Source organism: Dysgonomonas sp. Marseille-Q5470, assembly GCF_951230145.1.
In the GTDB taxonomy this organism is placed as follows: domain Bacteria; phylum Bacteroidota; class Bacteroidia; order Bacteroidales; family Dysgonomonadaceae; genus Dysgonomonas.
Window position 1 is genome coordinate 40,861 of record NZ_CATNVE010000010.1, and the last position, 14,228, is coordinate 55,088.

The 14,228-nt window shown below is 34.6% G+C and carries 10 protein-coding genes; 4 read left to right on the forward strand and 6 right to left on the reverse strand.

What is annotated here, in order from left to right; all coding sequences use genetic code 11:
* The first annotated feature begins 38 nt into the window (after positions 1-38).
* Together QOX35_RS14155 and QOX35_RS14160 are read left to right on the forward strand one after the other, a co-directional pair.
* A complete protein-coding gene (locus tag QOX35_RS14155; protein WP_135106063.1) occupies positions 39-1,070 on the forward strand; it encodes an iron chelate uptake ABC transporter family permease subunit in 1,032 nt (343 codons plus the stop codon).
* Positions 1,071-1,159: 89 nt separating this feature from the next.
* Entirely contained in the window at positions 1,160-2,176 is a 1,017-nt protein-coding gene (locus tag QOX35_RS14160; RefSeq protein ID WP_283687470.1) for an ABC transporter ATP-binding protein, read from the forward strand.
* A 3-nt stretch (positions 2,177-2,179) separates the two neighbouring features.
* Here QOX35_RS14160 and rodA read toward each other — a convergent pair whose 3' ends face one another.
* The 6 genes from rodA to purH all read right to left on the reverse strand — a co-directional run bounded on the left by rodA (position 2,180) and on the right by purH (position 9,619).
* Positions 2,180-3,637, reverse strand: coding sequence for a rod shape-determining protein RodA (gene rodA / locus QOX35_RS14165; protein WP_135106059.1), 1,458 nt, complete (start codon positions 3,635-3,637; stop codon positions 2,180-2,182).
* 6 nt (positions 3,638-3,643) lie between these two features.
* On the reverse strand, positions 3,644-5,620 hold the full coding sequence (gene mrdA, locus QOX35_RS14170) for a penicillin-binding protein 2 (RefSeq protein ID WP_283687471.1): 1,977 nt from the start codon (positions 5,618-5,620) through the stop codon (positions 3,644-3,646).
* Complete coding sequence (gene mreD, locus QOX35_RS14175; RefSeq protein WP_228093915.1) at positions 5,602-6,096, reverse strand: rod shape-determining protein MreD; 495 nt, start codon at positions 6,094-6,096, stop codon at positions 5,602-5,604. The genes mrdA and mreD overlap by 19 nt, the downstream gene beginning before the upstream one ends.
* 16 nt (positions 6,097-6,112) lie before the next feature.
* A complete protein-coding gene (gene mreC / locus QOX35_RS14180; protein ID WP_135106054.1) occupies positions 6,113-6,973 on the reverse strand; it encodes a rod shape-determining protein MreC in 861 nt (286 codons plus the stop codon).
* A gap of 63 nt (positions 6,974-7,036) precedes the next feature.
* Positions 7,037-8,062 carry a rod shape-determining protein gene (locus tag QOX35_RS14185; RefSeq protein ID WP_006843992.1) on the reverse strand — a complete coding sequence of 342 codons (1,026 nt, stop codon included), beginning with the start codon at positions 8,060-8,062 and terminating at the stop codon, positions 7,037-7,039.
* 33 nt (positions 8,063-8,095) lie between these two features.
* On the reverse strand, positions 8,096-9,619 hold the full coding sequence (gene purH, locus QOX35_RS14190; RefSeq protein ID WP_283687472.1) for a bifunctional phosphoribosylaminoimidazolecarboxamide formyltransferase/IMP cyclohydrolase: 1,524 nt from the start codon (positions 9,617-9,619) through the stop codon (positions 8,096-8,098).
* 182 nt (positions 9,620-9,801) lie between these two features.
* Here purH and QOX35_RS14195 point away from each other — a divergent pair, with 182 nt between their 5' ends.
* Complete coding sequence (locus QOX35_RS14195) at positions 9,802-11,628, forward strand: DUF3858 domain-containing protein (protein WP_283687473.1); 1,827 nt, start codon at positions 9,802-9,804, stop codon at positions 11,626-11,628.
* On the forward strand, positions 11,625-13,589 hold the full coding sequence (locus tag QOX35_RS14200) for a DUF3858 domain-containing protein (protein ID WP_283687474.1): 1,965 nt from the start codon (positions 11,625-11,627) through the stop codon (positions 13,587-13,589). Before QOX35_RS14195 ends, QOX35_RS14200 begins: the two co-directional genes overlap by 4 nt.
* Positions 13,590-14,228 lie beyond the last annotated feature (639 nt).

A 14,228-nucleotide genomic window follows, 5' to 3' on the forward strand; every position in this document is an offset into this window, starting at 1 on the left:
TCCTACAACGAGGGGCTATTTTATACATTCAGTACCTTATGTCCAAAGGATTTACATATAGTATTCTATTCGTTATAAGTATATTTATACTATTTGTTTTAAGTCTATTTCTAGGCTCTGTATCAATACCGTCGCAAGCTGTCTTTCAAATATTGCAAGGAAATGAAGTTGAGAAACAAGCTTGGACCTATATTATACTCGAATCTCGCTTACCTCAGGCCATCACGGCTCTATTTACAGGAGGAGCAATTGCTGTTTCGGGTTTGTTGCTGCAAACAGCATTTCGCAATCCTCTGGCTGATGCGGGAATATTAGGTATCAGTTCGGGTGCAAACATGGGAGTAGCAATTGTAATTCTTTTAATAGGAAATAGCTTCGGATCGGTAAATGGATTTAATTTGTCTTATTCGATGACTATTGTTTTTGGTGCTTTCATTGGTGCAGCTATTATTTTAGCTATCATTATGGGATTCGCATCTATTATCAAAAATAATGTTATGTTACTGATCATTGGTATAATGGTTGGTTATCTTACATCTTCTATTATATCTATTTTGAAGTTTTGGAGTACTAGCGAAGATGCATATTCGTTCATGATATGGGGTATGGGAGATTTTTCGGGAGTATCAAAAGAGCAATTGCCTTTTTATTGCATCGTTGTCTGTGTTAGCTTACTCCTTTCTATCCTACTAATCAAGCCCTTGAATGCTCTGTTATTAGGAGAAAGATATGCAGCAAACTTAGGTGTAAATATAAAATTTATTCGCTTTCTACTCTTACTCTGTGCAGGACTGATAACTGCAATAACTTGTGCATTCTGTGGTCCTATAGCATTTATCGGACTAGCAGTTCCACATATAGCCAGATTAATATTGGGAACATCAAACCATAAATCATTATTACCTATTACCATACTAATTGGTTCGGCAATGGCTTTGCTTTGCAATTTGATCTGTGTATTACCGGGGGCCAGTGGGGTACTACCATTAAATGCTATCACTCCTATTTTTGGAGCACCTGTAATAATATATGTAATTCTTAATCAGAAAAAAATACAATATTTCCATTAAGTTTACAAATTAATCAACTGAATATCAAATAGTTTACTTATGTAAATTAAATATTACTCACTTTTTTGAATACACTGTAGTGATTACTTATGAATAATGCAGAAGTAGTAATTAAGGCTCAAAATATTGGTATTGGCTATGCCAAATCTAAGCATAATAATATTCTTTATAACAACCTGTCATTCAATTTATATAGAGGAGAACTTGTTTGTCTGATAGGAGCTAACGGTGCCGGAAAATCGACACTATTACGAACAATTAGTGCATCACAACCAGCGCAAGATGGCGATATACTTTTCGAGGATCAAAGCATCTCATCTTTATCAGAAAAAGAATTATCACAGCGATTAGGCCTAGTCTTAACTGATAAAACTTCTGCCGGAGGATTACTTGTCAAAGAACTTATTGAGCTGGGACGTTATCCTTACACCGGATTTTTCGGTCAATTATCAGAGAATGATAAATCAATTGTTCAGAAAGCAATGGAAGATGTAGGAATAGCACATAAGGCTAATTCTTATATAGCTGAATTGTCTGACGGAGAGCGGCAAAAAGCTATGATAGCCAAAGCTTTATCGCAAGAGTGCCCTGTTGTTTTGCTGGATGAACCTACAGCTTTTCTAGATATTGAAAGCCGTATAGAGATTATGAATTTGCTCCATAATCTGGCAATGTATCAAAATAAGACAATATTATTATCAACACATGACATTGATATGGCCTTGCTCCTAGCCGACCGTCTTTGGCTATTATCAAGAGAAAAGGGGTTGACTACGGGAGTAACTGAAGACATCGTATTGTCAGGTACATTAGATGATTTCTTTAAAAGAGACAATGTTGTATTCGACAGATATACAGGCAATTTCTTACCGAGAAGAGCCAACAATAGAAAGGTCTATCTTAAAGCTGATGGAATATTACACCACTGGACAAAAAACATATTAGAAAGAAACGGATTCTCATTAACTAAGGATTTGAATGATGCTATATTCCGAATTGAAGTTCAATCATCTGAACAAGTTATAGTAGAGTATAATACAATAAAAATTGAAATTAGTAGCTACGAACAGTTAGCCTCTTTTTTGAGAAATCATAAAACACTATAATTTCTATCTACGTTTTCTTGCCATATCAATACGTAGAAATATAAATAGAAGGATTGTAAATCCCCACAAAGAAGAACCTCCATAGCTAAAGAAAGGTAAAGGGATTCCTATCACAGGGGTTAAACCTGTTACCATTCCTATATTTATCATCACATGGAAGAGAAAAATACAAGCAACACAATAGCCATATACTCTTCCGAAAGTACTTTTTTGACGCTCTGCCAGATAGAATAAACGTAGAATCAATGCTAAAAATAATAAAAGAACAAACACCGATCCGGCAAATCCTTGTTCCTCTCCTACTGTGCAGAATATGAAGTCAGTATCTTGCTCGGGAACGTATTTCAATTTAGTCTGAGTACCATTTAAATATCCTTTTCCTAAAAGCCCTCCTGAGCCTATTGCAATCTTAGATTGATTCACATTATACCCCGCTCCCATTAGGTCATCTTCCATCCCCAAAGTAACTTTTATGCGCATCTGCTGGTGAGGTTGCATAACATCAGAGAAAAGGTAATCTATTGAGCTGACGAATATAAGGCTGCTAATAGCAAAAACGGCTGTCAGAAAATATACTTTCGACCAATATTTCTTCGCCAGAACCAAAAGATATACTACAAGTACACCAAGAGCGATTAGTGAAATAATTCCAAAATCAATATTTACATTCAGTAGCGAAATCAGATATGGAATTCCAAATAACGCCAGCATTCCCAATATAATATTACGAGCTGCTACTTTATCTTGTCTATAACTTACCAATAATGCGGCACAGATCAGTATAACTAAAATTATAGTAACAAACTCACCTGTAGATATTATACCTATATCTGTATCCGAATATTTGAGTCCAATTACAAAAAATGCAATGGCTGATATTCCCAAGAACAAAATAATTCCGGGCAGTCCCTCTCTATATAACATTAATATGAAGACTGTATATACAAGCGCAGATCCTGTCTCTTTCTGCATGATGATCAGCAACATAGGGAGAAGAATAAGTCCCGCTACTGTTATCAGATTTTTAGGGGTGAGCAATTTAAAGTTGTAGGTGCTCAGCAACTTTGCCAGAGCTAAAGCTACTGCAAATTTAGCAAATTCGGCAGGCTGTATTTGCACCGAATCAGTTATTTTGAGCCACGACCTAGACCCTCTGATGTCTGTAGATAAAAATATAGTAGCTATAAGAAGTAATATAAAAGCTATATAAATATAATAAGCCAATATATCGTATAAGTTGCTATCCAGTTTTAATATTATGAAACCCAGAACAATCGATGTACCAATCCAAACCAATTGCATACCGGCTCTACCCGATATATCAAACATGCTGGTAGTACTTCCGTATTGATAACTAGCTCCATATATACTGAGCCATCCGCACAATACCATAATCAGATATAATGCGATAGTAAACCAGTCTATACTGCTTTTTATGTGTTCATCTTCTCTTCTGTACATTCCTTATTATTGATTTTCAGCAGGGTTTAATGAAAATGGTTCTATAGATGTTTCATCTACTGCACCATCTGTATTTGATACCGCAGGCTGAGAAAACTCATCATACTTCTTATTAGCCCTATTCCAATTAAAAAATGTTTGAGGCAAAATTGTCGTAGTTGCGATTCTTTCTTCAATATATTTATCAGAAGCTGGCACCTCTCCTTTCAGATACTTCTGAATCATCAGACGTCCGATAGGAACAGCAAATGTAGCGCCAAATCCTGCATTTTCAACAATAACACAAATAGCCACCTTCGGATTATCTTTAGGAGCAAAACCCATAAATAATGAGTGATCTTTACCATGTGGATTTTCGGCTGTACCAGTCTTACCACAAACCTCAATATCAGGTATATTAGCTCCTCTACATGTACCGCCTGTAACAGCAAGAGCCATCCCATCTACTACATACTGATAGTATTCTTTTTTTATTCCGGTATAGTGAGGATGCGTATATATACTGTCTAAAGGCGTATCTTGTATCTGACGCACAACATGTGGCGCATAGTAGAATCCTCTGTTAGAGATACTTGCGGCAAAGTTTGCTATTTGCAAAGGGGTAGCTGTTATTTCCCCCTGACCTATTGCTATAGAAATAACATTGGAAGCACTCCAATTCTCTCTTTTAAAAGCTCTGCTATAGAAATTGGCATTAGGAATAAAACCTCTCTTCTCAGAAGGTAAATCTACACCTAAGCGATAACCAAATCCCATATCTACCATATGATCTTTCCAAATATCAAAAGCTTCAACAGTACTTTTATACTTTTTTCTGTTTCCTAACATCGCAGATAATCCATAACAAAAATATGAATTACAAGAAGTTGCAATAGCAGGAACTAATGACAGTGGTGAACCATGAGGGTGACATTTGGGACGACCACCCAGTGGCGGATACCCTCCTGCACACGCATATAGTGTATTGGAAGTAATAATGTCTTCTTGGAGGAAAATCAATCCCTGTGTTGGTTTAAAAGTAGATCCGGGAGGATACATTCCTTGTATCGCCCTATTAAATAATGGTTTAAGAGGGTTATCTTCTAGTTCTTTATAACTCTTACTAAAGTTACGACCCAGTAGCATAGAAGGATCATAAGTAGGAGATGTAACCAAGCATAATATCTCTCCTGTCGAAGGTTCGATCATAACAACACATCCAACTTTGTTTTGAAGAAGATACTCTCCATATGCTTGTAGATCTATATCTACAGAAAGTGTTAGATTTTTTCCTGATACGGGTGATTTGTCAAACTTTCCATTTTCATATCGCCCTTGAATACGTCCATGAGCGTCTCTTAATAAGACTTCTATGCCTTTTTCTCCCCTTAGATAGTTTTCATAAGATGCTTCAAGCCCCGATTTCCCACCATAATCACCTCTTACATAGTAAGGATCATTCTCCAGTTGACTTCTACTTACTTCTGCTACGTAGCCCAGCAATAAGCCTGCATTATGATAGTTATACTGCCGCAATGTCCTATTCTGAATAAAGAAACCGGGAAATTTATACAATTTTTCTTGTAATAAACCACTCTCTTGAGTTGTAAGTTGAGTCATAAACGTTTGCATTGTATATGACGAATATCCGGGATTCAAACGACGATCTTTTATGTCGTTCATACGTTTATCAAACTGCTCCCTGGTTATATTCAATGACTTACAAAAGTCGAGGGTATCAAATGGCTGTACTTCACGAGGTATATATACTATATCATATGTAGGCTGGTTATATACAAGTATTCGATCTTTTCTATCAGAAATGACTCCTCTTGCAGGATATAATGTCCTGTTGAAGAATGCATTTCCATCTGCAAAATCCTTATATTCAGGATTAAGCACTTGTAAATTAAAAAGTTGAATTATATATATAAGAATTATGCCACAGGCTATTCCGCCTAGTACATATTTTCTTTTAGATAGGTCTAAGATGTTTTTTGCCATGAGTTTTTCTTCTTAAAAGATAAACCTTCAAATGCAAACACCAATAATGATGTTAGTAAAGTAGACAAAAGAATTCGTTGCAAAAGTATTTCCAAATTGAAGTATGAAAAAGATTCAATTGAGATTAGTACAATGTGGTGAATCAGTGTCAAAAATATAGCATATCTTATAAATGCACCTCCTAATAAAGACAATCTCGGGGTTTGCTCATCATAATCGTCAACCATAAAGAACAACTTCTGCACAGGCCAGCGAACAAGCCCCACAAAAGTGGAAGCTGCGGCATTTATTCCCGGCGTATTACAGAAAAGATCAATAACAAATCCGATTAAGAAGCTTAAAAAGATAACTAAACTTTTATTAGAGCGGATAGGCAGTTTTATTATAAAATATACATACGCAAAAGGGACTCCATATCCGAGAAATGAAATCCGATTTAGTACCAATACTTGTAATAATACAAGCAGTACAAACATTATTATATACTTTATATTACTGCTCTTGAACATTTTTTATTTTTTGCTCCAATTCTTTCCTTTCATCATCTTTTCCACTCAGTAAAAGAACTCTTTTCAATGATCCAAAATCTGTTGATAACTTGATCTTTAAAGAATAGAAATTATCATTCGTGCCGCTTTTATAGTCTTCAATTACACCTACAAATATACCCTCAGGGAAGATATCAGAGAAACCACTCGTTACAATAGTATCACCTTTCTCTACCTTCTCATATTTAGGATATTCAGTAAGGCTTGCGTATCGAGGATCTCCACCTTCCCAAACTAAAGTTCCTGCAGTATTAGAGTTTAATATCTTGCAACTAAATCTACTATGAGGATTTAATACAGGCTGAACTACAGCGTAATTTAAAGTAGCATCCCTAACAACACCAACTATACCTTGTTGAGAAACTACCCCCATATCAGTCTGAACTCCATCTTTCTTCCCTTTATTGATTATAATAAAGTTATAAATCTGTGATATAGTGTTATTTTCTACACGAGCTATAATATGCGGCTCTTTCTGTCTAGTGCCCAGAGAGTCGGTAATAAATGCATTTGTCTTTAAGGAATCATTCTCAAGATCATAAATATAGTCCTTCAATTCTGCAATTTGAGACTGTAAATCTGCATTTTTCAGTAATAACTCCTCATTCTCCGACCTTAATCCAAAATAAGACAACACGTTTCCTGAAATAGTATAAACTCTTCCAGTAAATTCGTTGGAAGAGTTAAAAAATATACTCTTTTGATAAGAGTTGCTACTGAATATAAAATAAAAACAGATTATTTCAAGGAAAATAAACACAAACCAATGGCTATTTTTTCTTAAAAAATTGATTAGGTTATGCATTCTCTGTAATTATCTATATTAAAATAGTTATGATTCGCGATTTGTTCAGAAATCACTTCTCTTTTATCTCATCAAGAAGTTAAACTTCTCTATATTCTTTAGGGCTATACCAGTACCTTTGGCAACAGCATGCAACGGATCCTCTGCTACATGGAATGCGATACCGATTCTATCAGAGAAACGTTTGCTCAAACCTCTCAGCAATGCGCCACCACCTGTAAGGTATATACCATTGCGAACAATGTCAGCATACAACTCCGGAGGTGTTTGTTCTAAAGCACTTAGGATAGCCGAATCCATTTTAGAAATAGATTTATCGAGACAGTGAGCCATTTCCTGATATGATACAGGAATATCCATAGGCAAAGATGTCATTCTATTTGGGCCATGAACAATAAAGTCTTCAGGCACATCCTCGTCAGGTAATTCAGTCAAAGCAGCACCAACTGCTATTTTAATATTTTCTGCTGTGCGCTCTCCTACTTTGATATTATGTTGACGTCCCATATACTCCTGAATATCTTCAGTAAGATCATCACCTGCAATCTTTATTGATTTATTTGACACAATACCTCCAAGAGAAATTACAGCAATTTCTGTTGTACCACCACCTATATCAACGATCATGTTTCCTTCCGGTGCTTCCACATCTAGGCCAATACCAAGTGCCGCAGCCATCGGCTCATATATCATATAAACATCGCGACCTCCGGCATGTTCTGCGGAGTCTCTGATCGCACGGGTTTCAACCTCAGTACTTCCGGATGGGATACAAATAACAATCCTTAATGAGGGTGCAAATAAACGTCCTTTGTTATTGAACATTTTTATCAGTCCGCGAATCATTTGTTCCGCAGCCGTAAAGTCAGCAATCACACCATCTTTCAGAGGTCTGATTGTTCTTATATCCTCATGGGTTTTGCCATGCATCTGTCGGGCTTGTTCTCCAACAGCTATGACTTTCCCTGTTTTACGTTCCAAAGCCACTACTGATGGCTGATCGACAACAATTTTGTCGTTATGTATGATGATAGTATTGGCAGTGCCAAGGTCCATCGCAATTTCCTGAGTAAAAGAGAATAATCCCATATTGATGTTATATTTGCTTATTTACAATTACATTTAATGTTTAAAATGACGCACTCCTGTCATAACCATAGATATATTGTGTTCGTTACAATATTCTACTGAAAGGTTGTCTTTTATAGATCCTCCCGGTTGAACCACAGCTGTGATACCTGCATTTCCTGCGATCTCGACACAGTCGGGAAAAGGGAAAAAGGCATCAGAAGCCATTACAGCACCATCAAGCTTAAAGCCAAAAGCATCGGCCTTTTCTATAGCTTGCTTGAGAGCGTCAACACGAGATGTTTGTCCTGTACCACCTGCACAAAGTTGCTTATTTTTAACGAGAATAATAGCATTCGACTTCGTATGTTTTACAAGCTTATTCGCAAATAGCAAATCTTCAGCTTCGGTTCCTTGCAAAGGTCTGTTTGTAACAAGTTTGAAATCTGAAGCGGCTTGTATACTTAGGTCTTTATCCTGAACCAAGACACCATTCAGTAATGAACGGAATTGTTTAGTTCCCTCTAAAGGCTGTTTTTGCACCAGAATAATACGATTCTTCTTTTGTTCTAGTATTTCTAAAGCCTCTTTATCATATTCGGGAGCAATTACAATCTCAAAGAAAATAGTATTTATTTCTTCAGCTGCTACCTTATCTATTTTTCTATTACTTATAATAATTCCACCGAAAGCGGAAACAGGATCTCCAGCCAATGCATCTTTCCATGCTTCAACTACTGTTTCTCTCGAAGCTATACCACAAGCATTATTATGTTTCAATATAGCTACAGTGGTTTCGTCAAACTCACTGATCAAACTTATTGAGGCTTCGATATCTAACAAGTTATTGTAAGAAATTTCACGTCCGTGTAATTGATCGAACATCGCATTGAAATCTCCGTAAAAAGTCCCTTTCTGATGCGGATTTTCTCCATATCTGAGATGCATTGCATCATCTTCGGCATAGCGAAATGCCGATCCTTCATAATTATCCATATAATTAAAGATCGCAGTATCGTATGACGATGATACGGAGAACGCTTCTTTTGCAAAGAATTTACGATCTGCAATATCTGATTTTCCGCCTTTTTCTTCCAAAAGACTCATTAAAGGAGCATATTGATCCTTTGACGCTACAATTACTACATCTTTAAAGTTTTTTGCAGCGGCGCGAATCAATGATATACCGCCAATATCTATTTTTTCAACTATATCTTGTTCTCCTGCTCCTGAGGCAACAGTTTCTTCAAAAGGATATAAATCTACAATAACGAGGTCAATCTCTTGTATATCGTACGCTTTTATTTGCTTCATATCTTCCGAAAGTTCTCTACGACAGAGTATACCTCCGAATATTTTAGGGTGTAATGTTTTAACTCGTCCACCCAAAATCGAGGGGTATCCTGTTACATCTTCCACTGCATCACAAGCGAAGCCTAGCGACTCTATAAAATTTCGGGTTCCACCTGTCGACACAAAGCGAACTCCCAAACTATCTAACTTTCTCAAAATTTCATCTAAGCCATCTTTATGATAAACTGAGACTAATGCGGTTTTAATTTTTTTCTCTAAAGACATGGTGTGTTAATATCCTTTTTTAGGGATACAAAGTTAAAAAAACTATTAGTATTACTTACCCTTTTTAGTATAATTTTTGAAGAATACATTTTGTTACATAAATCAACAAAAACTCAATATTGCGTTCACATTTTTTATATATTTACAAACAAATCTTAATTTACCTACTTAGCTTGTTAATCATGAAATTTGTCGCAATTGTAATCTTATATACAATACCTCTTTTTGCTGTATCTCAAGATTTCAGAAGTGAATATATAAAGTATAAAAGTTATAACCAAATCAAAGGTGACAAATTGATAAGAACAGATTCTGTTATATTACAGATTAATGAACGAATGGGCGATCATGATGCCGAGATACTTATCAACTATAGCAAAGGCGATAAAGTTTCTGTGGGAGATGCCTGGATAGAAGATATGCAGGGCAATATTGTAAGAAAATTAAAGAATAAAGAAATAACAGACAGAAGCTCTATTTCAAATATCTCTTTATACGAAGATGATTTTGTTAAAGCTTTTGAACTGAAACACAATCAATATCCTTACAGAATTGTCTATTCGTTCAGAGTAATTTATTCTAAATTTCTGAGTCTTGCCTCTCTCAATTATACAAATTCACGGACACCTATAATCTCAGGAGAACTTGTCGCTGAAGCACCAATAGATCTGCCTATTACATTTAAACAAAGAAACACTGATCCTCCGGTTATAGATACTATAAACAATAATATCAGATATGTTTGGATATATAATTATAGACCTCTTAAAACAAAAGAACTAAACGCTTCACCAAACAATACAGAAGCTCCCATAATACACGCTGCTCCTATCAATTTCAAATATGGAGTAGAGGGCAACAATGAGAATTGGAAATCTTTTGGAAACTGGGTATATAGATTAAATAGAGGCAGAGATATCCTACCCGCATCAGAGCAAGCAAAGATAAACTCGTTACTCTCAAGCGTAACAGATGATAAAGAAAAGGCAAAAATCTTATATAAATATCTACAGGATTATACTCGCTACATAAACGTTAGCATCAATATAGGAGGAATGCAAACATATCCGGCCAGCTATGTTTCTACCAACAAATATGGAGATTGCAAAGCTCTGACGAACTACATGCAGGCAATGCTCAAATATGCCGGAATAAAATCATATTACACATTAATATTTGCAGGAGGACAAATAGTTGACGTAGATACGACTTTCCCCTCTCAGGTATTCAATCATGCTATTCTTACAATTCCTTTCGAAAAAGATACGGTTTACCTTGAGTGTACTTCAAAAAATACGCCATTCGGATACATGGGGACATTTACTCAAGCTCGTAAAGCTTTACTTATTGATGAAAATAACAGCCATTTTGTAAACATTCCACCCTTAAACCCAAACGATATATTATGCAGCCGTTCGATTCTTGTTGATCTCAAAACGTCTAACATAAAACTTACATCAACAGCTAGAGGCGACAATTATGAAAGTTTAATCTATCTGGCTTCCGATATTAATAAAAATACGATTGATAAATATATACGAAATACTATTTTGACAGGCTCATACGATCTTATTAATTTCAATTTAGAGAAGGCTGCTTATGACAATCCTTCTATAAAGCTGAATGCTGAGTGTCAGTTTCATAATTTATTGAAAAAATATGGGGACAACTTAGTTATTGAGCCTTTTTCTATAGAGATACCTACCTACGAGACACCTGATACACGAAAAAGTGATCTCCAAATAGATTATCCAAGTTTTTATAAAGATACTATTTGCTATTCCTTACCTGACGACAAAAAAGTAAAATTGCCGGAAGATATAAATATGGAATCTGATTATGGAAAATACTCTATAAGTTATAAGCAAAAAAACAATGAAGTTTATATATATAAATCGATACTGATTTCATCGGGGAGATACAACCTTATTGAATATAAAGAATTCTATGATTTTATAACGACTGTAAAGAATAATGAACTAAAAAAAATATACCTACAGTACATATGAAAAAGACAATTACAGCTTCTATCCTATTTATAATATCTATTATAAGTGGATACTCTCAGGTCAATTATTCGCAAGAATTCGGCAAAGTCACACAGTATGAAATGTCAATGTCACAATATGAGCAAGACAAAGATGCCGAAGCTGTGGTGATATACGACTTGGGTGATTATTATTTTAGACCAGACGAAACTCGAGGCTTTTTGTTATCGATGGAACGTAAAGTAAAAATTAAAATACTGAAACAAGCAGGCACAAAATACGCCAACTTCGAAATACCTTACTATTCAGAGAATAGAGAATGGGAGTCTATCGAAAAAATAGAAGCCATAACATACAACATGGAAGGAGGACAATTAACAAAAACAATTCTCGATCCTAAAAACATATACGAAGAAAAGGTTAGCAATAATCTGAGTATAAAAAAGGTCGCATTAGCTGATGTCCGCGAAGGTTCGGTAATCGAATACAAATATCTAATTACGACTCCTTACTTTTTTAACATGAGAAAATGGGATTTTCAAAAGAAAATACCTGTTGTTTATAGCAAATTAAAATATAAAGCTATACCATACTATGAGTATACATATATACTAAGAAGTATAAATAAATTTGACGAGTATAAAGCAACACCACTAAATGACGAAATTCGCTTTGGTCATTTAGTTTATAAAGAAATGCAATATGAGTTTGGATTAAAAAACCTTCCCGCATTTAAAGACGAAGAGTACATTACTTCCGAACAGGATTATTTGATAAGCCTTTACTTCCAGCTATCTAAAATATATTATCCAAGAGGGGGCAGTAAAGAAATAATGACTACCTGGCCTGCTATGTGTGATGATTTCTTGAAAGATAATGATTTCGGAAAGTACATAAAGAATAGTGAAAAAGAAGGAAAAAAAATACTGCCCACTTTAGATATCGCAAGTAAAACACCTCTGGAACAAGTGGAGGCTATAACTAAATATGTAAAAGAAAAATACAATTGGAATGGAAATTATGGTAAACTCAGTGAATATAGTGTTTCCGATTTTATAAAAAAACAAACGGGGAATGTTGCCAATATAAACCTATTTCTAACCGGGCTAATCCGTTCTGCGGGACTAGAAGCATATCCTATAATATTAAGTACAAGAAAGAACGGATCGATAAGCTTATCTCATCCTTTTCAACAGTTTTTTAATTATACAATAGTCCTAGTGAGAATTGGAGAAAAAATATATTATCTCGACGCCACCGAACCGTTACTTTACTATAGTGATCTTCCTGAACGCTGCCTCAATGTAAATGGGCTTGTAGTAAAACCTAAATCTGAAGAATGGGTTAGTATCCGACAAAAAGAACTTTCCATTTCACAGAAGAATTTTATTCTAGATATTATTCCGGAAGAAAGTAAAATGAAGGTAAAAGCCAGATTTGCCGGGAGAGGACAAAAAGCATATAATTATCGTTCAACATATCTAGGAAAAATAGAAAATTTACAAAAAGAATTGAAAAGTAATAACAATATTGATGTAAAAGGCGATGTCAATATCGATGAAAATGATGACTTAGACAAACCTTTTGTTTTCTCTTTCGCATTTGATGCTTCTGTTGAAAATTTATCGAATAAATTATTTATTCATCCATTTTGCAACCTATCCATCAGCGATAACCCTTTTAAGCAAACCAAGCGGACATTACCTGTAGATATGATATACATGCAAAGTGATTTTTATCGATCTGAAATAAATATTCCTGAAGGATATAAGATTAATTATTTACCATCGCCTTATATTATAGATGACAACCTGGTCTCAATACAATATACAGTACAAAAAGACAATAATAAAATAATAATAAATGCAGGTTATACTCTTAAACAGAATATATATCAACCTCAAAACTATATTAGCCTAAAAATGTCTTTTGCTGAGGCAATAAAAAGGTTTTCTGAGATGGTTATTCTTGAGAAAGAGTAACTCTTCAGAGTATATATAAAACGAATAATATAGGATCTTTTTTTAATAAGGGAGCAGAAGGAGTAGGTCTTTCTGCTCCTTTATTTCTAATACTATACTAACGTATCAATTACGCCAATACTAGATAATGATCATTGTACACAATTGAATCAGACACCATAGAAAAAAAAACAATAACAATCTAACAACCAACGACATAAACCACAAACAAAAAGATATATGATACTAATAAATAATATTTATATATAAACAATTCAAAAAGATACAATAAAGTCCTATTTTTTTTATTCTTTTGTTGCTGTTTTTAAATAAGAAGTATAAAAGGGTTAGTTTTTTATCGGAAAGTGAATCTTAATAATGTATATTAAGAGATTATGTATGTGTGCATAGTAATACCCTTTCCCTCAATATGATATAGTGAATTGTAGGTAAACCTTATTAAAGCTTAAAGAATCTCTTATTTGGCTTTTTTAGGGTATATCTCGACCAATTATGAGTAATAGCAAGCTTATATTCTTAAACTGTATCAACAAAGTAGCCATTATCTGGTAAAAAACAATCAGAAGAAATCATCGCTTTCTATCTATTATCTTCCTTCTATAATTATTAATATTATAAAAACAAAGAAATCCTTATTTT